Genomic DNA, 22,286 nt, shown 5'->3' with positions numbered 1-22,286 from the left:
CCCTCCGGTTTATTTTATTGAAAAATGTTCATGCCGCCATGCAAAGATCAGCTTTCGGTGTTCCCGCCGACGCGGATGGAGCCGCAAAGCCGGAGGAAACCATTGTAAATGTAACCCCCTGTTGAGATCCGGAAACGAGCCCTATTTCTTCAAAAGTTGCTTCTGACGCTGCTGCGGCTTGATTTCTTTTTTTATCGAGAGAAACGACCTTTTCTACAGAACGCTGCCCTTTTAGGGACTTATCGGATGTCTTCCAAATCACGAGCGGTGTCCTATTATTCATTCCCGGTTCCTCCCGATCGGACGGCTGGGTACAGTGCCAACAGCATTTGATAAGCATCGGCGGTATCATCCCGTTTGGCGTCCGTTATTTGATATTTTTCCACTAACTGCTTGACCAGACCCATATATTCGTCCAAAAAAGTTTTTCTGGAGCCCGCGTCTTTGAACTGCACCTGCGCATGCAGCGAGGCGCTTGGAATTTCCGTCTGGCTGTCTGACAATTCCATGAGCTGAAGCGCATCACGCTTCATCCGTTCCGCCGCATGCATGAGATGGGAGAGCGAGCTTTGATCCTTCATCCGCTGCACGGCTTCCGGGCTTAGGCCCAACGCGTCGGAAAGAATGAAAGTCTTCGCGATGGACTGAAACAGGACTTCCACGAGGTTTCGAACCTGGCGCGTGCCGATTTTGCGGACCAGGCCGGCTTTTTCCAGCGCTTTTAAATGATAATTGATTCTTTGCGGCGTTTCGTTTAGACCGCGTGCCACTTCGGCTGCTGAAGCGGGTTCCGCAAGCTGATTCAAAATTTCCGCCCTCAGCGGATTGAGCAGCGCAATCGCCTGCTCCGGCAATGTTACAACGTGGGTGGATTGCTCTTGCTCCAACAAGCCCTGATCACCTCCTGTAACAATTATACTTCACGTAAAAACATTTTATTACGTAATTTATTTTTTGTCAAATTTTGCATCGAGAAGCAAAAATGAGAACAACACATGACCAATACAAATGACTTTATGGTAAAATAAACCATGTAAGCCGACTCAGGAGCACACATCCGGGGGAAATAAATCATCTTTTACAGGGCTTTATCATTAAATGCAAAAGTAAAGTATGGAGGAACCCCATGAAAGCGATGGTATGCACAAAATATGGATCACCGGATGTTCTGCAGCTGGCAGAGGTAGAAAAACCCGCTCCCAAGGACAATGAAATACTGATAAAAATTCATGCGACAACCGTGGCATCAGGGGATTTGAGAGTTCGGGGCTTCAATAGTCCTCTCCTGTTATGGCTTCCCATGCGGCTCGTTCTGGGTATCAGCAGACCAAGAAAACCGGTACTGGGGGTTGAGTTGGCAGGGGAAATCGAAGAAACAGGGAAAAGTGTGAAGCAATTCAAGAAAGGTGACAAGGTTTTTGCTTTAACGGGGATGCGTTTTGGGGCTCATGCCGAGTATGCCTGTCTGCCTGAAAATGCGGTGGTGTCCATAAAACCTGCAACGATGACGTATGAGGAAGCCGCCGCCGTCCCTATGGGAGGAACTACGGCACTTTATTTTCTTAGAAAAGGAAACATCCGGAATGGGCACAAAGTTCTTATCTATGGGGCCTCCGGAGCGGTTGGAACTTCCGCGGTACAGCTTGCCAAGCACTTTGGGGCATTCGTTATCGGAGTTTGCAGTGCCGCGAATGTGGAATTGGTGAAATCCCTGGGGGCCGACCACGTCATAGATTACACTAAAGAGGATTTTTCAAAAACAGGAGAGCGTTATGACGTGATCTTTGATGCCGTCGGCAAAATGCCGAAATCGAATTGCAAGAATGCATTGGCTCCGAATGGAAAATACGTCACGGTCGATGGGCAGGGGATCACAAAGGTGAGAAGTGAAGATTTAAATTATCTCAAAGATCTGATTGAAACGGGAAAAATAAAATCGGTTATCGATCGGCGCTATCCGTTGGAACAAATCCCCGAGGCTCACAGGTATGCCGAACAAGGGCACAAAAAGGGAAATGTCGTCATCACGGTAGCACAGGATTAGAATTTCTAACAAAGTACGCGCAATGCTCTTCAGTCACCTGATTGACTTATAAACCGAAAGGGCTGCCGCCTGGCAGCCTTTCGCTGCGCCAACGGGAAGGATCACGTAATAACAAGGAACCGGCGCTATATAAGCATCGGCTCATCTGCTAACTTTTTTACCTTAAGCAGCCTCTTCCAGCTTCCTTACCGCTCTCAGCTTATTACTGGATTTCACTTGTTTCTTTTCATCGCGATAATAAAAAGAAGAAGTACATTTTATGCGGTATTCATCGAAAATGTGCAAGCCTTTGTCTGCGGGTAAGATGGATACCAAATCTCCAAGTGGAGGAACTTCGAGAAGGAGGAACCATCAAATTTGATATGAAGGATGGGAGCGGAAAATTTTTGATATTGGGATCACAGATTTTAAATTTCGTGATATGATTTGGATCGAACAATCAGGCATACCATCTGTTTTTGCGAGATAGGTCCCCAATATTATCAGTGATATGCATGATGGTCAACAACAGTACGCAAATTAGTCCAACCACTAGTGGTCGGACCAGATGCTTATCCAGAGCATATAAACTTTTACTTTTCCCAAGATCATTAATAAAATTCCTGTGATAATTAAAGTGATACCGCCCGATTTTGGAACTTGTTGATCTTGTGAATGAGCCCAAAGACAAATCTTAACTGGCTTCCGGTTTTTGCGGACTTTCCCAATATCGGAAGTATAAACGCAGGACCGATACCTATAATGGCTGCAAGCACATGCAAAACAACTAAAATCCCATACAAAGTATTCAATGTTTATCCTCCTCAAAAGTTATGTATCCCTCGTGGTGAAATAACCACAACCCCGTCTTGTTGCCCGGGGTCTCTTTGGATGACCATAAGTGCTTTAAAACGCTATTGCCTATTGCATTTACTTGCTCATATCATGCCCGCTCATACCGCCTGCAGGCATGATTTTGTTTTGTTCTTCGCGAGAAATAAAGTACATGTGCATATCATAATGCGGCACTTCGTAGCCTTCATGTCCCTGAGGATTCCAGTCAATGTCAAAGTGGTCTATTTTACTCCGTAATATTTCGCAAATGTATCGACAGTGACATAAGCGCTGCTGTTGCCGGCTATGTATGCCTGAGGATCATTCACGATACTGCCGTTAAAATTCAGTTTCACGGATGGATCGGCAAAAACAGTTGTTCCAGCAAATAACATACCGACAATAGCCAAAGATGCAATCTTCTTTTTCATTTTCTAACACCTCCAAGTATTGTTATGGGCAGATTCATTATAGACCCTTCTTATTGTCTAAACGTCTCATCTTCTATCTCATTTTTTTCTTATGACAAGCATTTATCTCACAGGCGGGAGAACGGCCCCTCAAAAAGGGGTATTGGCACTTGGCGCCAATACGCATCGCAAATCCCTCAAAAAAGCTGACGCCCGTTAAGACGGACGCCAGCTTGAAATGCAAAATTCATGTAGTCTTCTGAAAGTTTCACTCATTTAGGCCTGCGCAGACTGATGTTTTTAAGTCCGTCCCATAAGGAAGGAGTCATGCCGGTTTTTACTTCTGCCGATGCATGCCGCGCGGCTTTATGGCTGTGCAGCAATTCGTACAGGATCGGAATCGCCAGCAAACTGATGAGCGTAGAGCTGATCATGCCGCACACCACGACAATCCCCAAGGATCGGGAAACGACGGTGTCCGTGCTCGCGGAGAAACACAAGGGAAGCAGAGTAAGAATGGTTGTGACCGCCGTCATCAGAACCGGACGCACGCGGGTTGACGTTCCCTGCAGTATCGCTTCCTTCGGACTTATTCCGGCGGACAGGTTGCGTTCGATTTTATCCACAAGAACGATGCCATTGGTAACCACGATCCCGGAGAGCATTAATAAACCTACCAGTGAGGCGAGATTCCACTCTCCTCCGCTGACCAGCATGCCGAGGACAGATCCGATAAACGCCAATGGGATGCACAGCAGCACGCTGAGCGGGGCCCTCCAGCCGCGGAAAAGGATGCTTAGAATAAACAAAACAAGCAGCGCGGACACGGACAAAGCGATACTCATATCATAGATCATTTGATCCGCTTGGGCGGGAATGCCGTTAATCGAATACTGGATACCGGAGGACAAGACCAGGTGGTCGACCAAATCCTTTACCTGAGCGGATACCTGTTCCAAATCTCTTGAAGTGATGTTCGCAGTCACTACGGAGAAGGGGCGTCCTTCGCGTTCCCGTATGACGGACGGACCGTTTGCAGGGCTGAGGGACGCGAATTGATCCAACCGGATGTCCCTGCCGTCATTCCCCTTGAATGTTTCCTTGCCCAGCATCGTAAGGATTTCCGTTTGCGGATCCGTCGCTGCGGAGGTGGTTCCGACTTTCGCCAGAATATCGGTATGGATTGCAAAAGGTATCGTTCCCTGATTTCCGGCCTTCACTTCGACCCTTGTCCGTTCCGACAAATATTCCCGGATCCGCTGGTAAACCTGCTCCGGGTTCACTCCTGTTTGTTCAATCGTATTTCGGTTTAACGTAATCTGGAACCTGGGGGGAGCTTCCTTGTCACCCGCGGCCCCAACAATGCTCAGTCCTTGAACAAGCTGCAGCTTGCTTCTGATGAGTGCAGCTGCTTTGTCGAGCATTGCCGCGTCCGCTCCGGTAAGGCTAATTTTCATCTGCGAATCATCGCCGGAGATATTTTGGTTCGTCACCGTACATATAGCGCTGCCCGACATGCCGGCCAGCCGCTTTTGCAGCAAGTCTTTTACGGCATTGGGATCGGCGTCCTTTTTCACCGAAACCGCGATATTTGCGACATTGTCGCTTTGAATCCAACCGCCGCCGGTATCGAAGACGTCGTCAAATTGAGGGGTAAAGGAGGAACCCAGAACCGAAGAGAATGTCGTGATGTTTGTATCCGACTTCAAGCTTTGTTCCATTCGTTTAACGGTGGAATCCACCTGCGTCAACGAAGTCCCTTCGGGAAACTCCAATTGAACGTTAATTTGCCCGGAGCGGCTCGCAGGCAGAAAGTTCACCGGCAGGAAAAACGCTCCCGTACCCGAAATGACGAACATCAGACAGAATGCGGCGAGGATCCTTCTTTTTCTTTGAAAAGCCCAATTTAACGTTCTTTGCGAGACGGGTTCGATGGAAATCGCCGAATCGCTCGTCCGTCCTTTGTGCCATAGATGATAGAGTGCCGGTACCACAAACATTGCAACCAAAAGCGAGGTCAGAAGCGCAATCACAACGGACCAGGCAAAGCCGGAAAAAGCGGAGCTGATCATGCCGCCGATCAGGGCAATAGGAATGTACACGGCCACGGTTGTCGCTGTGGAGGAGATGATGGCAGGTGCCATCTCCATGACGGCCTCCGATAGAAGAACTGCATTCGGTTTGGCCCGGGATTCATGAGCTTTGCGATAGATGTTGTCAAGAATCACGATCGTATCGTCGATAACCCTTCCCATAGCCACGATCAGGCCGGATACAGTAAGAATGTTCAGGCTGATGCCCATGGTTTTGAGCAAGCCTGTCGTTGCCATAAGGCAGATGGGAAGCGATAGGGCGACGAGTGCGGTGGACCGCAAGTTCCGGAAAAAGAGAGAAACGCAAACCATCGAAAGCAGGCATCCTAACAAACCTTCCTTTAACAGACCTTGTAATGCTGAATTCACCTGCTCGCCTTGATCAAAAAGCACAGACAGCCTGATATCGCCTTGTTGAACGCCTGGAATTGACTGGATCCGGTTACGCACCTTTTTCGATACATCGGTAATATTGGACGTTGGCGTTTTCAGCACATCAAAAACGACGCTGGCCGCTCCATCCGTCCTGGATATCGTTTGCACATCTATCATCGATTTTGAAAGATCCGCTACGGCTGAGAGAGGAGCGGTATGTCCGTCCTTACCATGGATGGGGAGCTGCTTCATATCTTGCTCGTTTTGGTACCAACCGGCAGCGTGGATGGGGATGGACACCTGATTGTTGGTTATTTTCCCCTGCACCCATGTCGATTGAATACCGGAGAGCGATTGCTTTACATCGTCTATTGTCAATCCGTTCCTTCTCAGGTCCGCCATCCGGATCGACAATACATAGCCATTGGTTCCAGCGCCCGTTACTCGTACGTCGCTTACTCCCGGCAGGCTTTTCAACTCTTTTGCAACCTGGTCTTGAATCGTTGTGCGAAGCACAGCTTCATCCGTTTTGCCCGATGGGCTTGTCAGACTCAGTCTCATGATCGGAAAGGAACTCGTACTGACCCGGGTTACAGACGGCTTGTCCACACCCTCCGGTAAAGACAGATGTTCCAATGCATTGACCACATCGCTCTCCGCGCCGCCCATATTGTAATTGGCAGGGAAGTACATGCTTATCAAAAGCCCGCCGTCAAAACTGTTGGTTTCCATGGTTTCAAGTCCGTTCACCTTTCGGACCGATTCTTCAATAGGCCGCAAAACGGCAGTTTTTATTTGATTCGCTTGAAAATCCTGTGCACGTACCGCTACCATCAGGGTAGGGTTATTGATCGGCGGCAGGTAGTCCCGCTGCATCTGGTATGCGGAGATTCCTCCCCAGACCAGGATCATGACGACAGAGGTGACGATCAAGATTGTGCGGCTCATTGTCGCTTCTATGAGTTTTTTCATCAACGGGTTTCACTCCTTGCGCGTATATACAGGGAAACCCCATGCCCCCGGGCGGAAGGCCCGGAGCATGGGGAATGCCTCTTCACCAGCTGCGTTTTTGTGCTCAGTTCTGCTCGTTGGACGAGCCTTTGCTTTGCTGCTGCTGTCCGGCTTCATCAGGTGTAAGAACCTTGTCATCTCCGGGATATGGCTTGTCAAATCCCTTGGTGGCGTACCAAATGACATGATTGAGCATGTTTGCATTCACTTTGTCCGGAGATGCGTTGTCACCGCTAAAGTGTTCCTTGTTCTTATCGGACCATTCCGCCCACTTCTGCTCAAGCTCCTTCTGCTCTTGTGTTGCCGGTTTCGCAGGTTCTGCAGGTTCTGCAGGTTCTGCAGGTTCTGCAGGTGAGGATGGCGCCAGCTTCGCTGGCGGAGCCGCCGGGGCATCGGATCCCGGCTGTCCGTTCATCGCATCGAGCGCGATGCGGTTAGGCTCGAAGGTATACGGCGTGAAGTCAGGCTCGTTGGTGAACAGCTCGCTCATCGGCGCAGCTGCGGCATCGTTCTGGTTCATCGGAGGAAGCCCCAGAATCTGCTCGATGCTTCTGACCATGTTGATGACGGTCCAGTAGTGGCTGTCTGTCGTAAGTCCGCGCTTGATCCACGGACTGATCAGGAAGGCGGGAGCGCGATGGCCGTCCACGTGATCCAGGCCGTTCTGGGCGTCATCTTCCGTAATGACGATCAGAGAGTCTTTCCAGTACGGGCTGTGAGAGATGAGATCGACGATTTTACCGACAGCCAGATCATTGTCCGCTACTTGTGCCTGAGGCGTCGGGAAATTTTTGGCAGTTCCGGCGGTATGGTCGTTCATCACCCACATCTGTGTGAGCTGCGGCAAATTGTTGTTTTTCACGTACTCTTCGAACTTCTGTTTGAAAATTTCATAACGGTACATATCCGGAATCGACGAATCGAATGTAGGGAACGGCTTGTAGGTGATCGGATTGAGGGACGGAATATCGCTTGTCGCCTGGTAGTGTCCGACTGGTACATGGAGATTGCCTTGTTTTTGTCCCGAAAGGATCAAGTAGTCATTGTACCAATCCGCCCAGCTGCCGGGCTTTTCCGGACCGGTGAACTTGTTGGTGTCTTCTCCGAAGTTGACCACCGACACGTTGTGTTTGAGCGCGTTATCCCAAATATGGCCGGTCGGTGCGTAGGCCAGGGAGTCGCCCGCGCCGCCCGGATAGCTGCGAACGTTGGCTGTGTCCGTTTCCTTGTCTTCATAATCGTTATTCGTCGCCTGCATCACCCATTGATGGCCGCTCGCCGACTGAATGCCGGAAATGTAGAAATTGTCCAGAAGCGGGAACGTGTTGGCCAATTTGTGAAAGTTGGGAGTGACATTCTCGCCGAACTGGGTCAAAGCTGGCTCCGAATTTCCCCTGCCGATGTCGCCGAACACCTGGTCGTAGGTGCGGTTCTCTTTGACGATATAGAAGATATGTTTGATAGGGGACGGCTCTCCGATCCGCTCGGGCATTGCTGCTGGCTCAGCTTCCTTGCGGGGCTTGGCGTTTCGGCTCGATACATTGAACCAGTTGTTGTTGGCGTATACTTCTTCTGTCCCATGGGCCAGGTCTTTGCTTGAAGGGAACGGGATCATCGACAACGAGCCCTGCTGCGCGTAAGACGAGTGGCCCTTGACCGTCATGCCTTGTATGGTCAATGTCCGTTCGGGACCGAGCGAACCGACTCCGTCCGCGTTGGCGACAAGCAGCCGGTTATTGGAATCGGTTGCTATATCGACCGGGAACCAGGCTGTCGGCAGCAGTCCCGCGAGGCGAGGGGCGGCTTTGGGACCCTTCCAATCGTACACGGCCAGAGCGTTGTTGCGGCCAAGGCTGACGACCAATTGGCGGTCGCCCACCATCTTCACTGCGTTTGGAGCAGATCCGCGAGGCGCATTCGGGTAAGGTGCGATATTGATGGTCTGCACGACTTCATTGGAGCTTGTGTCGATAACCGATACTGTGTCGCTGTTGGTGTTGGCGACGAAGACGTATTGGCCGGATACGGTCATCCGCGACGGCTGGAGACCGACAGGCAGTGTCTTCGTAACCGTATTGTTGGAAAGGTCAATTGCAGAAACGGTGCCTGACGCTGAACTTCCCGTAGGCTCGGCCACAATGGGCGTACCCGACGAATCGACCGTCAACTCTCCCGGCTCGGCCTTCCTGCCGCCTACATTCGATACGTATGCCATGTTCCCGTTTATGACGACGCTGGTCGGAGAGTTCCCGACAGGGATGCGGGCAGTCAGCTGATTCGTCTGAAGATCGACAACGCCAAGGCTGTTATCGCGGTTAAGCGCGACAAGCAGGTTCTTGCCATTAGGAGTTACTGTAATGTCTTGGGGATTGATATTTCCGCCTACAGCGGCTAAAGGAAGATCGATCGTTTTTTGCACGGTGGGAGTCCCGTCCTGAGCGACTGACATAACTACAATCTTCCCTGTATTACCTGACGAGCCCGTTGCATAGAGTTGATTTCCATCGGGAGAGTATGCCAATCCCCACATATGGCTGAGTTTCAAGGACAGATTGGTAGTAGTCAGAGCTCCTGTCTTCAAGTCCACGATGTTGATTCCATCACCGCCATAATCCTTCCGGCCGATGAGGGCCGCAGCGGTCTTTCCATCCGGACGAACTTTAACGGAAATCGGATTTCCGCCAAACTCTACCTGCTGACCGGCCGGTGTTACGAACTGGTTGACAGGCGTCAAGACCGAATCATTGGACTGACGTCCGACCAAGCTGGATCCAAATGGAGTCCACACCTTGGCGTAAACACTTCCTGAACCTAGAAGGACAGTTCCCAATGAAATTAAGGCACACAGTTTCTTCTTGCTCATTTGTTTCCAGTGCTTTTTCATTTCATTCTTCCTTTCCGATCTGGTTTTGAAAATATCTAACTCTCTCAACTGTATGCAAGATATATAAGGTCACTGTTAGATAGATATGTAGATAATGTAAATGGTGATTTTCCTACGATATACCCGGTCCTTTTGGAGCATGGTTCTGGTCAAAAGACCCTTAAATTGGAAATTATTCGGTCATTTGAATTACAAAAATAGGTACTTTTACTAGAAAAAAGGAATAAAATGCGATTTAATCAGGACCATCCGGGAGAATAACAGGGATCCATATTTTTGGCATAACCGACAGCGCGTTTACAATTGACCTATTACAATTTACAATTCTCTCGAATTCATTTAACAATCTATTATAAACGCCTCATCTTACCGTAAAGAATACACGAGCAATTTCGAGTTCATTCTGCAAAAGTGGGATCGCATTAGAGCACCGGCAGAGCGTTATGTTTGGGCAGAGCGGCACTGCTGGAAGGTGAAACCAGGCGTTTATTACAGAAATCCGCAAGCAGGGGATAAAAATTTCGTCGCTGCACAACGACTGGCTGTTCGAACGTCCGCGTCTGATCTACATCAATCTCGAAGCTGTGGAAAAACCTCTGGCTTTTGCGAACAAAGTAAGGAAAGCGCTGAATGCCATTTAAAGCCAGGCGGAATATGATAGTTATATGCACAGCCGAACTGGCGGGAGCACAATTTTAAAATGACGCAGTTAAATTCGGCCCTATTAGAGGGTCTTCTTCCATTTTTCGACAAAACATCTTAAAATTTTCCCCCATCGTTTGACAAACTTTTTATCATTTTTACTATAAAATCTTCTATGTTGTTAAAAATTAGAAAATACCACTTTATTTTCAAAGGAGAAATCAGCTACCCAAATGGAAAACAAACTACTTCAATCAGAGGCAGTTTTTCACGCAAACATTTCGCACTTGATTGTCGCTGAAACCAAAAAGCAAGCTTTGGAAAAGGCAGCTTCTGGGTTGAACAAAAACAGCATTCGTCTTCCACAGATTACTCTGCAGAATAATATAGGAACATCCAAGATTTTTGCCGTCTCCGAAGTGGAGGAAATGGATTGGTATGACGTGGAATATGCGGTATACAGCAACCAGTTCCGGGTGTTCGGACGCATCCAATTGTCCATTTGCCTGCCGCAGAGAGACAACTCCACGAATGAAATCGAACAAGCTGTCTATAATCTTCCAGGCACACTTGTCTACGAGAACCCTGTTCTGGTTATATCAGAAGGCTTCAAGCACGTGTTCCTGACCGTTCTGCATCAAATGATGGAATGGAAAACCATGTTTAAAGAAACGATGCCGTTAGGCAAGCTTGCATAATATATAACTGTAGATTGGTCGTGTATGTTACCGCCATTCATATATAGCTGTTTTATTTCTTTATAGCTAGCGTATTTTCCTTTTGCTGTGTATACAATGAAAGAAAAAAGGTGATGGACGATGCTAATCAAAAAGAAAAACGACATTGACATGATTTTGGACAACTTTTCCTCCATTGCTCAATGGGACGCTTCAGGAGAAAAAAGTTACCTGGTATTTGCTGACCGTAAGCGTGGGGGACAGTGGACCTTGATGAATTACTCCGACAATCGTTTCAGCGTACATGGCGCAGGAGAAGACTATGCGGACGAGGAAGAATCGTTTTTCGAGGAACGTGACAGTGTAGTTTCATTTTTATGGGAGAATCGTTCCGCTTTCAACGCGGTTGTAAAACAAACTATTCAGCAGTTGGTTTGAATGAGACACGCAGCACGCAAGAGGAAAATTGTTATGGTAAAGAAGGCCGGCCTGGAGTCGGTCTTTTTTGCATTTTGCGCATTCTCTCGTTATCAGATATGACGAGAATATATGTTCGGAGGGGGATGATTTTGAAATTAGGAAATGAGCAAGACATTATTCAACTTGTTAAGGATGACGAGCGGATGATGGATATATTACAGCCAAATCTACAATCTCTTTCGAAAAAGGCAACCTTGATGAAAAAGTAGAGAAGGGATTGGAAAAATTGCCTGGCGAATGCCATAGGCCGCAGCAGTATTAGCGGATCCGAAGGGCGTAATTCCGTATATCGTTCACTCGCAGGCTGGAATAACGGACAAGAGAATAGATAGAATCAAAGATCATGGTGAAGCTATCACTTATGTGGTTTTATGCACAATGTTACCATTGATCTGTGGATTAACCCACTTCCAAACAAAAAAATAAATAAAAAACCCCTATGAAAACGTTGACAAAAGCGCTTTCATAGGTTTTAATGGTAATAAACACTCAATAAACCACAAAAAGCTTCGAAATCGTTTATTGTATGGGAGAGATAGTAACTGGTATGTGGGAAGATCGTTAATGAAACGTGAAAGATAACATATTTTTATGGGAGGTCACCTGTTTATGAAGAAAGGTAAAAAAACTGCGCTGGCACTGCTGACTCTCGCACTGGGCTCCGGAATGGCCCTTTCGGCGTGCGCAAAGAAGGAAGAGGCTGCTGCACCAGCGGTCGACAGCGTTAAACCGAAGGAAAAAGTCACCCTGGACTTCTGGACATTCTGGGGTTCGGAAACACGCCGTCCGATTATTGAGAAGATCATCGACGACTTCAACAAGTCCCAGGACCGCATTACCGTCAAGCATACTTATTATCCGTTCGGCGATATTTGGACGAAGGAACTGGCAGCCGTAGCCGCAGGCAACCCGCCCGATGTCATTGTCAACGACATTAATGCGACCGCACAGCGCGCAAGCAAAAACCAGAATATGAACTTATCCAAATTTATGGCCAAGGATAACATTAAAGACCGTTTCTTCCCTGAATTGTGGAGCACAGTGCTTTATAAGAACGAAGCTTACGCGCTTCCTTTCAACACCGACACCCGTGTGATGTTCTACAACAAAAAGCAGTTTAAAGAGGCCGGCCTTGATCCGGAGAAATTCCCTAACACATGGGCTGAACTCGACGAAGCCGCAAAGAAGCTGGATAAGAAAAACGGCGACAAATACGAACGGATCGGTTACGCTCCGCAGTTTGCGGGATTCGACTGGGGCAGCATCGCAATGAACTTCAATAAAGGCACCAGCTGGTTTGACAAAGACGGCAAGCCGGTCATCAACGACCAGGCGCATGTGGATGCCATGAACTATATTCTCGGATATGCCAATCGGATCGGCCAAAAGAACCTGGACGCGTTCAAAGCAGACTTCGGAAGCAAACAGGCCAATCCTTTTATTTCCGGCAAAGTATCCATCTGGCCTGATGTAGGCACCTTCTTCACCCAGATCCGCGACTATGGCCAGGGAATGGAATTCGGCATCGCCCCGATCCCGGAAAAGGAAGCCGGCTCCGGCCATTACAGCGTAGGCGGCGGATTCGTGGTTGAAATTCCGAAAGGAGCGAAGCATCCCGAGGAATCCTGGGAATTTATGAAATACCTCACCGACAAGCAGGCGCAAATGTACTGGGCCCAAAAGAACTTCGACAACGTCGCCAACAAAGAGGCTTCCAATGATCCCGAATTGTCCAAGGATCCGGTTTACAAAGCATTGGTAGACAATATGAAGGTAACGAAAGTTTTCCCTACACCGCTTAATGCGCCCGACTTCCTCAAACTGGTCGACCCGCAGCGCGATGCCGCTTTATTAGGTAAGGTTGCGCCAAAAGAAGCGTTTGACAAAGCTCAAAAAGATGTAGAAAACCTGATCCAGCAAAATACGAAATAACATCAAACAAAGCGAGGTGGAGCGGTCGATGGCAGCCGCTCCACCTTTTCCAAATCGTTCAAGGCTCCCCGCCTCAACGATTTTTGGGTATTTTGCGGGGATATTTTATTAAGAAGGAAGAAGGTGAAATCCATGGCCCAGGCTGCGAAGAAAACACGCAAGCTTTCGCTGGAACGGCGGGAGTCAATGCAGGGGTTCGTTTTTGTGTCTCCGTGGGTAATCGGCTTTCTGGTTTTTACTGCGGGCCCATTGCTTTTCTCGCTTTACGCCAGCTTTACGAACTATGACATTACCTCTCAAATGGACTGGATCGGCGCAAGAAATTACCGCAATATGTTCACTCATGACCCGCTGTTCTGGAAATCGCTATACAATACGCTTTTTTATGTGGCTTTCAGCGTACCTTTGACCACCATTGGCTCTTTACTTTTGGCGGTGGCGCTAAATCAGAAAATCCCCGGCATGAAATATTTCCGGACGGTCTTTTATCTGCCAGCCGTACTGTCCGGGGTCGCCGTTTACATTTTGTGGTCGATGCTGCTTACTCCCGGAACCGGGCTTGTAAATGTGGCTTTAAGCTGGATCGGGATCGAAGGACCGGCCTGGCTCACCGACCCCGCCTGGACGAAACCTGCTATCATTCTGATGAAGCTGTGGGCAGTCGGCGGCGGAATGCTTCTCTACCTCGCGAGCCTGCAGGGAGTGCCCGAGCAGCTGTACGAGGCGGCAGAAATCGACGGAGCCAGCGTGCTGCGCAGGTTCTGGCATATTACCGTCCCGATGATCACACCTGTCCTGTTCTTCGAGCTGGTCACCCACATCATCGGAGGCTTCCAGATTTTCCAGGAAGGCTATGTCATGTCGCAGGACATGAACGCGCCGGGTTCCCCGATGAATTCTCTCTTGTTCTTTAACCTGCACATGTACCTTAAAGCGTTTAAAGCGTTCGATATGGGATACGCCATGGCCATGGCCTGGTTCCTTTTTGTCATCGTCATTATTTTGACCTTGATCAATATGCTTCTGTCCAAGCTGTGGGTGCACTATGAAGGAGGGGACAACCGATGAGCACAACGACTACCGCTCAAATGGAATCCAAGGACCTTCCGGGCGCCAAACAGTACTTTCAAAGCCGCCGGAGAAAGCAGGCAATTAACAAAGCCATCCTGCTTCTCATCCTCACCGGGTTCGGTGTCATTATATTGATGCCTTTATGGTGGATGATCTCGACCTCGCTGAAGTCGCTGTCGGAAATCATGCTGTACCCGCCGACTTTCTTTCCGAAGCAATTCCACTGGGAAAACTACAAGCTCGCGTGGTCCAAAGGGCATTTCACCCGTTATACGCTGAACACTCTGTTTCTTGCCGGAGCCGGCATGGTTTCCCATGTGCTGTCCAATTCCTTCATCGCCTACGGATTTGCCAAAATCAAGTTTCCCGGCCGCAAATTTCTGTTTGCCGTCATGCTTGGGACGATGATGATACCGGGCTTCGTTACGCTTATTCCCCAGTATATTTTGTTTGCCAAAATGCACTGGGTCGGAACCTACCTGCCGCTCATCATCCCTGGCTTCTTTGGGTCGGCTTACCAGATTTTCCTTATCCGTCAGTTTTACATGTCGATCCCGAACGATTTGATTGAAGCGGCCAAAATCGACGGCGCCAGCCATTTTTACATTTGGTGGAAAATCATGATCCCTCTCGCAAAACCGGCTATGATCGTTATCGCCATAACCACGTTTCAGGGGGCTTGGAACGACTTCCTGGGGCCGCTCATTTACGTCAGCAACGAATCGATGTTCAACCTGCAGATCGGTCTCCAGGCCTTCAAAGGCCAGGAAACGACCCAATGGCATTATCTGATGGCGGGATCGCTTATGGTTCTGCTGCCCGTGATTGCGCTGTTCTTCCTGTTCCAACGCTATTTTATCGAAGGCATGAACATTTCGTCAGGCACCAAAGGATAATATAAAAATCCGGCTGCACTTTTGCCATATCACATAAATAGAAAACAAGGAGTGTTCCCGATGCAACTGCAAAACAAACCGCGCAATGTCATTACCCTGAAGAAAGGATTGGAACAAGCGGAGAGCGCGGGCTATGCCCTCGGTTCTTTTTCCCCGCGTTATACACCGATGATCGCAGCTGTCCTCCGGGCCGGCCACAAAACGCAATCGCCGCTCATCGTGCAGATTTCCAGCAAGGAGCTTGTGCGCTACGGGATTACCCCGAAGGAATTCGCCGATGAATTTTACTCGTGTATAAAGTCCGAACGCATTACCGTACCCGTTGTGCTTCACCTTGACCACACCAAAGAGATGGCCGTCATCCGGGACGCGATTGCGGCAGGTTTTACCTCCGTCATGATAGACGCCTCCGAAAGGGAATTTGCGGAGAACGTCGCCATTTCCAAAGAAGCGGCCGAGTACGCCCATGCCCAAGGGGTATCGGTGGAAGCCGAGCTGGGGATGATCGGAACGACCGATTTTGTGGAGACTGACAAGGATGAGGAGCTCTACACCAATCCGGCGGAAGCCGAGAGGTTTGTGGTTGAAACGAAAGTGGACGCTTTGGCGGTTTCCTGCGGGACGGCTCACGGGGTGTACATGGTGAAGCAGCCGAAAATCGATTACGGCCGTTTAAGCGCTATCCGCTCTTTGACACCGGTGCATCTGGTATTGCACGGAGGTTCCGGGGTGCCGGCGGAAATGATGGCCAAAGCGATCACGCTCCCCGGAGGCGGAGTCAGCAAAGTGAATATCGCAACTGACCTGGAGCTCGCTTTCCTGGGGGCGCTGGGCAGAGAAGAGCGGATGACGAATGAGGAGTGCAAAAACCTACCTTCAGATCTGCTCGAAAAAGGCAGGTCGGCCGTCGAGAATTTAGTGGTTGACAAGATTACGAACTTCCTTGGAAGCAAAGGAAAGGCTTTGGGTTTTGGCGACTGAATGGGCACAACGTAAGCGAGACTATACGACGAATCCTTTCTGGAGGAACGGACAATGGGGAAACCGGTGAAATTGCTGGATCGTTTTTATGTAATCTCCGGGGACAAGCTGACCCATCCTTGGGATGCGAGCGCCTATTTCATAGCGGGTGACGACCCGACACTGATCGACTGCGGGAGTACCAGCGGTTACGAGGCGCTGAAGCAAAATCTCGCGGAGCTAGGCTATGCGCCCAAAGATATCCGCCGAGTGCTGGCTACGCATTCCCATTGGGACCACGTCTCGGCGATAGCGCAGCTGAAGCGGGAAAGCAGCGCCAAGCTGTACATCCACAAAAATGCCGCTGAAGCGGTGGAGGCGGGAGACAGGACGCTGACGGCGGCCTTTTTGTACGATGAAGCGTTTCCCGCGGTGAAAGCGGATGTGCTGATAGAAGACGGGGACGTGTTAGAAGCTGGCGGGTATCGAATTCACGTTTACCATACTCCGGGCCACACACCGGGCTGCGTTTCATACTGGATGGAGATCGGCGGGACCAAGCTTCTGGTGGCCGGCGACACGCTGTGGGGCGGTTATCACCCGAGAATCAGGTCAAACCTGGAAGATTGGGGGCATTCGCTGGACCGGCTGCTGCAGCTGGATTTTGACGTTATGACGGCAGGCCACATTCCTCCGACGCTGGTGTTCGACGCCAAAACGAAAGTGGAAGAAGCCCGGCAGCAGCTCGGCGTTTATTTTAACCCCTGGTTCAAACCGTTCCATATGAAGTTCAGATATTAAATCCGGATTAATCGAAAGGAGCATGAATGATGCCGCAAAAAAACAACGGTAAAAAGCTGCACATGATCGGAAACGCCCATCTGGATCCCGTATGGCTGTGGCCTTGGCAGGAGGGCTTCCAGGAGACGAAAGCGACCTTCCGTTCCGCGCTCGACCGAATGAAGGAATCGGACGACTTCCTGTTTACCTCCAGCTCCGCCGCCATCTACGAATGGGTGGAGAACAACGATCCCGCCATGTTCAGTGAAATCAGGGAGCGTGTGGCCGAAGGCCGGTGGCAGATCGTCGGAGGCTGGTGGATCCAGCCGGACTGCAATATCCCGAGCGGCGAGTCGTTCGTGCGCCAAGGCCTGTACGGCCAGCGCTACTTTAAGGAAAAATTCGGCGTCACCGCCAAGGTCGGCTACAACGTGGACAGCTTCGGGCACTTCGGCATGATGCCGCAAATCCTGAAGAAAAGCGGCATGGACTATTATGTGATGATGCGCCCGATGCCAAACGAGAAAGGCCTGCCCGGCCGTCTGTTCCAGTGGGAATCCGATGACGGCTCTCGTGTGCTGGCGTTCCGCATTTTGTTCGAATACTGCACCTGGGGAAAAGATCTGGAAAAACATATCCGCCGCTGCGCCACGGAGCTGAAAGCGCCTTTTGACGAGCTGATGTGCTTCTACGGAGTAGGCAACCATGGCGGCGGCCCGACCAAAGAAAATATCGAAAGCATCCGCCGTATGCAGGAAGATCCGGAACTGCCCGAGCTCGTGTTCAGCCAGCCTAACCAGTTCTTCGCGGAAGTGGAAAAGAAGGACCTGCAGTTCCCTGTTGTCCATGACGACCTTCAGCACCACGCCAGCGGCTGCTACGCCGCCCACTCAGGGGTGAAGATGTGGAACCGCAGGTCCGAGAACCTGATCATTGCTGCTGAAAAATTCGCCTCCGTAGCCCAGTGGGTGACGGGACAGCCGTATCCTGCCGATTACGGGCGCGCATGGAAAAATATTTTGTTCAACCAGTTCCATGACATTCTGGCGGGTACCAGCATCGAGTCCGCTTATGAAGACGCGCGCAACGACTACGGCGAAGCGATGGCTATAGCCGGACGCGGGCTCAACTACGCTGTCCAGTCCTTGTCTTGGAACATCGGCATCGAGCAGGAAGAGGGGATGAAGCCGGTCGTCATTTTTAACCCGCATTCCTGGAACAGCCGCGTGGGTGTGGAAGTTGAAGTCGGGGGCCTCAAAGACGAACATGTGCTGGTGGATGACGAAGGGCGCGCGGTGCCGTTCCAAAAGGTGCAGCCGGCAGCAACAGCGAACGGCCGTTCACGGCTCAGCTTCGTCGCCGATTTGCCTGCTCTCGGATACCGCGTGTATAAGGTTACGATGAACCCGTCGGCTCCGAAAGCGGAGGCCATGCCGATCAAAGCAGACGACTATTCCATGGAAAACGGCCGTTTTCGGATTGAATTCGACCCTGCAACGGGTTACATACGCTCTCTTTTCGATAAAAAGGCGAATAACGAAGTACTGAGGGCTGGCGGCGCAAAGCCGGTCGTGATCGAAGACAGAACCGATACATGGAGCCATAATGTGTTGCACTTCAATCAAGAGACAGGAGCCTTCACGGCAAAAAGCGTCAAGCTGGTCGAGCACGGGCCGGTTAAATCCGTAATCCGTGTAACGAGCGAATACGGCAGCTCCAGGCTGGTTCAGGATTTTACAATGTACAGCGAGCTGGACCAGATCGAGGTCAAAGCCGTGGTCGATTGGCGTGACCATTTTAAAATGCTGAAGCTTGTCTTCCCCGTCAATCTGGTGTTTACCCGCCAGTCATACGAGACTCCTTACGGGTATATCGAACGGGAGCACAACGGGGAAGAAGAACCGGGCCAAAGCTGGATCGATTATTCGGGCATCACCCGGGAAGGAGGAACCGTTTACGGCCTCAGCCTGCTCAACGACTCCAAATACAGCTACAGCATCCACAACAAGGAAATGGCGCTGACAGTGCTGCGCAGCCCGATCTATGCCCACCACGACCCGCTCGTTCCGGACCCGGACGGCCATTATTCGTTCATCGACCAAGGCATCCAGCATTTGAACTACACGCTGCTTCCGCATGAAGGGAATTGGGAGACAGCCGGAACCGTCAAACGAGCAGCTGAGCTGAATCAACGTCCGACCGTGATCATTGAAACCTATCATGACGGCGGGCTTCCGCAAAAGGATTCCTATCTTTCCGTGGACAGGGACAATATTATTGTCAGCGCATTGAAGAAGGCCGAAGATAACGGCGATCTTATCCTCCGCTGCTACGAGACGAATAAAGAAGCGACCAGCGCGGTTATTCGTCTCCCCAAGTGGAACCGGACGATTGAGGCCGAATTCGGCCCCTGCGAAATCAAAACCTTCCGCATCCCGAAGGATGCCGGACAGCCAGTCACGGAAACGAATCTGCTCGAATGGTAGAACTTGTCCCCCAAAAGTGAAGCAAAGCTTCGATGATTATTCCGGCTGCTTTTGGGGGAGCCCCCACTACACAATAACGGAGGAGCGGGCAATGGCAAAAGTAATATCGCTGAACGGCAGTGACTGGCTGTTTAAGGAATTCATCGGTGAAGACTGGATTTGGCGGAATTCCGAAAAGCCGAGCACGCGCGATACACGTTGGTGGAACAAAGGCACGATACCCGGCACCGTATTGCATGATCTTTGGACGGGCGGCCATGTCCCGGATCCTTATCGGGATTTGAACAGCAAGCTGGTCGAGTGGGTGCCTCAGCGGACTTGGGTATACCGGAAGACATTTAATGTCGATAAAAAAGAGCGCGGGACACGAATTCGTCTGCATTTCAAGGGCCTGGATTATGAGGCGCAGTTCTTTTTGAACGGAAAACCTGTCGGCCGGCATAAGGGAATGTATACCCCCGCTTTGTTTGAGGTAAGCGAAGATTTGCTGTACGGGGAGGAAAACCTGCTTGCCGTGGTGATCGGGAAGGCGCCGGACGAGCAGCCCCAGGTCAGCAAAACGGAATACGTGAAAACGCACAAAAGCCGGATGACCTACTGGTGGGATTTTTGCCCGCGCATGATCCACCAGGGGATTTGGGATGATGTGTTCCTGGAGATCACCGGACCGGTCCGTTTGGAAGATGTTTTTGTCCGTCCGCTGTGGAAGCCGGGGCAGGAAGAGGCGCCGATTTGCGTTACGTCTGCCCTGACAGGCTTCTCGGGCACTGAGGTCGAGGTGGAAACGAGGATTACATTGAACGGCAACACTGTGGCATCCGGAAAAAGCAGGCGGCGGCTCGAGGAAGGCAGGACCGAGCTTGTACAAAATGTCACCGTCCCGAATCCCGAGCTTTGGTGGCCGAACGGATACGGGGAGCAGCCGCTGTACAAGGCGGAAATTAGCGTGACCCCTGCAGGCTTGAGCACCGGATCGGATGCTGCTGCCGGGCTGCCTTCGGATGAAAGAACAATTTATTTCGGCATCCGTTCGGTGGAACGGGTTTCCAATGAGACGGAAGATCAGACTGCCCTGCCTTACACGTTTGTGGTCAACGGCAGAAGAGTCTACATCAAGGGCTGGAACTGGGTTCCGATCGACGTCATGTATGGGGTGGAGCGTCCGGAAAAGCTTGAACGGCTGCTCACTTTGGCCAAACGGGCGAACGTCAACATGCTTCGGGTGTGGGGCGGCGGCCTGATTGAAAAAGACGCGTTCTATGATAGGTGCAGCCGCTACGGTATCATGGTGTGGCAGGAATTTATCCAGTCGAGCTCGGGGATCGCGAACAAGCCGTCTGCGGATCCGGAATTCCTGGCCATGATGGTGGACGAGGCGGAGCAAATCATCCCCTGCAAAAGGAACCATGCCTCGCTCGTGCTCTGGTGCGGCGGCAATGAACTGCAGGGTCCCGGGGGCGTCCCGCTGGACGACAGGGAGCCTGTGCTCGGGGCCCTGAGCGAGGTGGTCAAGCGGCTCGATCCGGACCGCCACTGGCTTCCTACCTCCCCGACCGGAAGATTGTTCTCGAATACTCTTGACAATATAGCGAAAGATCCGGCAGGGCTGCATGACGTGCACGGCCCATGGGAACACCAGGGACTGACCGGCCAATATACGCTTTACAACAGGGGGACTTCCCTTCTGCACAGCGAATTCGGGGTGGAAGGGATGACTAACCGCAAAACGCTCGACCGGAGCATATCCGCGAGCAGACAATGGCCGCCGAGCAAAGACAATCCGGTCTATTTTCACCGGGGTGCTTGGTGGATCAATGAGCAGCTCGTCCAGGAGGCTTTCGACGGGATTGACGATCTCGGGCATATGATCCGAGCGAGCCAGATGCTGCAGGCGGACGGGCTGCGCTATGCGATCGAATCCAACCGCCGGCGCAAGTACCAAAACAGCGGTACGCTGCCGTGGCAGTTCAACGAGCCTTATCCGAACGGCTACTGCACCTCGGCGCTGGACTACTATGCCCGACCGAAATCGGCTTACTATGCCGCTGCCGAGGCTTATCGGCCGGTGCACGTGACGGCGAGCTTCCCCACGCAAGCCTGGGCAGGAAGGGCAGCGTTCGAGGCGGAGCTGTGGGCGGTCAATTGCCTTCTGCAGCCGTTGGAGGATGCCGTCTTGGAAGCTGCCCTGGCAGGCTCCGGCGGCGGGAGGTACCTGGAAAGGTCTTACTCGGTGACCGTTGAAGCCGACCGCCCGACCCGGCTGACAGGCATTAACGCCGACTTGAATGAATGGATGGACGAAATCTTTTTCCTGGACCTTGTGCTCAGAGACCGGGAGGGAGAAGTGGTCTCGGACAATCGGTACCTTTTTTCAAGGACGAAAGATTTGGCTCCCCTTGGGAGAATCCCGGAAACCGCGATCCAGGCAGTATGCGAACAGGTCGATGACCGATTATGGAACATCAAGCTCATTAACACCGGAACTCATGCGGCGGTACAACTGCGGCTGGATGACGCACGCCAGCCCGACGCCCCGGGGTACGTATATTTTTCGCGGAACGACCTCAACCTGTTTCCCGGCGAAAGCCGGACGGTAGAGGCCGACTGGTCGGGAGTCCCGTCCGAAGAACGGTGCATCGAGCTGACCTGTTGGAATTCGCGGGAAACCCGGATTTTATCATGCAGGCAGTGAGCATTTTATGCAGAATTCAGGTAAGATACGAATATGTGCC

Annotated in this window: 15 protein-coding genes and 1 pseudogene; 11 read left to right on the top strand and 5 right to left on the bottom strand. The window is 51.0% G+C overall.

Annotation, left to right across the window (positions count from 1 at the left end; genetic code table 11):
* Nucleotides 1-28: 28 nt before the first annotated feature.
* Nucleotides 29-283: a hypothetical protein gene (locus tag ACZ5N7_RS10580; RefSeq protein ID WP_464654139.1), complete on the bottom strand. Its 255-nt coding sequence runs from the start codon at nt 281-283 to the stop codon at nt 29-31.
* Complete coding sequence (locus ACZ5N7_RS10575) at nt 276-890, bottom strand: winged helix-turn-helix domain-containing protein (RefSeq protein ID WP_464654138.1); 615 nt, start codon at nt 888-890, stop codon at nt 276-278. The genes ACZ5N7_RS10580 and ACZ5N7_RS10575 overlap by 8 nt, the downstream gene beginning before the upstream one ends.
* 236 nt (nt 891-1,126) lie before the next feature.
* On the opposite strand from ACZ5N7_RS10575, the gene ACZ5N7_RS10570 reads away from it, so the two are divergent.
* Nucleotides 1,127-2,044, top strand: coding sequence for an NAD(P)-dependent alcohol dehydrogenase (locus ACZ5N7_RS10570; protein WP_464654137.1), 918 nt, complete (start codon nt 1,127-1,129; stop codon nt 2,042-2,044).
* Nucleotides 2,045-3,099: 1,055 nt separating this feature from the next.
* Here the strand turns inward: ACZ5N7_RS10570 and ACZ5N7_RS10565 are convergent.
* The 3 genes from ACZ5N7_RS10565 to ACZ5N7_RS10555 form a co-directional block, all read right to left on the bottom strand.
* On the bottom strand, nt 3,100-3,288 hold the full coding sequence (locus ACZ5N7_RS10565) for a hypothetical protein (RefSeq protein WP_464654136.1): 189 nt from the start codon (nt 3,286-3,288) through the stop codon (nt 3,100-3,102).
* A 251-nt stretch (nt 3,289-3,539) separates the two neighbouring features.
* Nucleotides 3,540-6,707, bottom strand: a complete 3,168-nt coding sequence (locus ACZ5N7_RS10560) for an efflux RND transporter permease subunit (RefSeq protein ID WP_464654135.1) — start codon at nt 6,705-6,707, stop codon at nt 3,540-3,542.
* Between the two features lie 103 nt (nt 6,708-6,810).
* A complete protein-coding gene (locus ACZ5N7_RS10555; RefSeq protein ID WP_464654134.1) occupies nt 6,811-9,630 on the bottom strand; it encodes an alkaline phosphatase family protein in 2,820 nt (939 codons plus the stop codon).
* Between the two features lie 429 nt (nt 9,631-10,059).
* On the opposite strand from ACZ5N7_RS10555, the pseudogene ACZ5N7_RS10550 reads away from it, so the two are divergent.
* The 10 genes and pseudogenes from ACZ5N7_RS10550 to ACZ5N7_RS10505 form a co-directional block, all read left to right on the top strand.
* Nucleotides 10,060-10,271, top strand: a pseudogene (locus ACZ5N7_RS10550) (DUF1259 domain-containing protein); the annotation flags it as partial.
* Between the two features lie 234 nt (nt 10,272-10,505).
* Nucleotides 10,506-10,970, top strand: coding sequence for a hypothetical protein (locus ACZ5N7_RS10545; protein WP_464654133.1), 465 nt, complete (start codon nt 10,506-10,508; stop codon nt 10,968-10,970).
* Nucleotides 10,971-11,090: 120 nt separating this feature from the next.
* On the top strand, nt 11,091-11,387 hold the full coding sequence (locus ACZ5N7_RS10540; RefSeq protein ID WP_464654132.1) for a hypothetical protein: 297 nt from the start codon (nt 11,091-11,093) through the stop codon (nt 11,385-11,387).
* A gap of 651 nt (nt 11,388-12,038) precedes the next feature.
* The gene (locus tag ACZ5N7_RS10535) at nt 12,039-13,361 is read left to right on the top strand and encodes an ABC transporter substrate-binding protein (protein ID WP_464654131.1); all 1,323 of its coding nucleotides are present in this window, start codon (nt 12,039-12,041) and stop codon (nt 13,359-13,361) included.
* Between the two features lie 132 nt (nt 13,362-13,493).
* The gene (locus ACZ5N7_RS10530; protein ID WP_464659231.1) at nt 13,494-14,429 is read left to right on the top strand and encodes a carbohydrate ABC transporter permease; all 936 of its coding nucleotides are present in this window, start codon (nt 13,494-13,496) and stop codon (nt 14,427-14,429) included.
* Nucleotides 14,426-15,328: a carbohydrate ABC transporter permease gene (locus tag ACZ5N7_RS10525; RefSeq protein ID WP_464654130.1), complete on the top strand. Its 903-nt coding sequence runs from the start codon at nt 14,426-14,428 to the stop codon at nt 15,326-15,328. Before ACZ5N7_RS10530 ends, ACZ5N7_RS10525 begins: the two co-directional genes overlap by 4 nt.
* A gap of 60 nt (nt 15,329-15,388) precedes the next feature.
* On the top strand, nt 15,389-16,309 hold the full coding sequence (locus ACZ5N7_RS10520; RefSeq protein ID WP_464654129.1) for a class II fructose-bisphosphate aldolase: 921 nt from the start codon (nt 15,389-15,391) through the stop codon (nt 16,307-16,309).
* A gap of 54 nt (nt 16,310-16,363) precedes the next feature.
* Nucleotides 16,364-17,089, top strand: coding sequence for an MBL fold metallo-hydrolase (locus ACZ5N7_RS10515; protein WP_464654128.1), 726 nt, complete (start codon nt 16,364-16,366; stop codon nt 17,087-17,089).
* A 26-nt stretch (nt 17,090-17,115) separates the two neighbouring features.
* Nucleotides 17,116-19,554 carry an alpha-mannosidase gene (locus ACZ5N7_RS10510; RefSeq protein ID WP_464654127.1) on the top strand — a complete coding sequence of 813 codons (2,439 nt, stop codon included), beginning with the start codon at nt 17,116-17,118 and terminating at the stop codon, nt 19,552-19,554.
* A 91-nt stretch (nt 19,555-19,645) separates the two neighbouring features.
* Nucleotides 19,646-22,246: a glycoside hydrolase family 2 protein gene (locus tag ACZ5N7_RS10505; RefSeq protein WP_464654126.1), complete on the top strand. Its 2,601-nt coding sequence runs from the start codon at nt 19,646-19,648 to the stop codon at nt 22,244-22,246.
* Nucleotides 22,247-22,286 lie beyond the last annotated feature (40 nt).

It is taken from the genome of Paenibacillus sp. JCM 18996 (assembly GCF_055392555.1).
The sequence above is the reverse complement of the archived record's forward strand: the minus strand, read 5'-3'. Positions and strand labels throughout refer to the sequence as shown.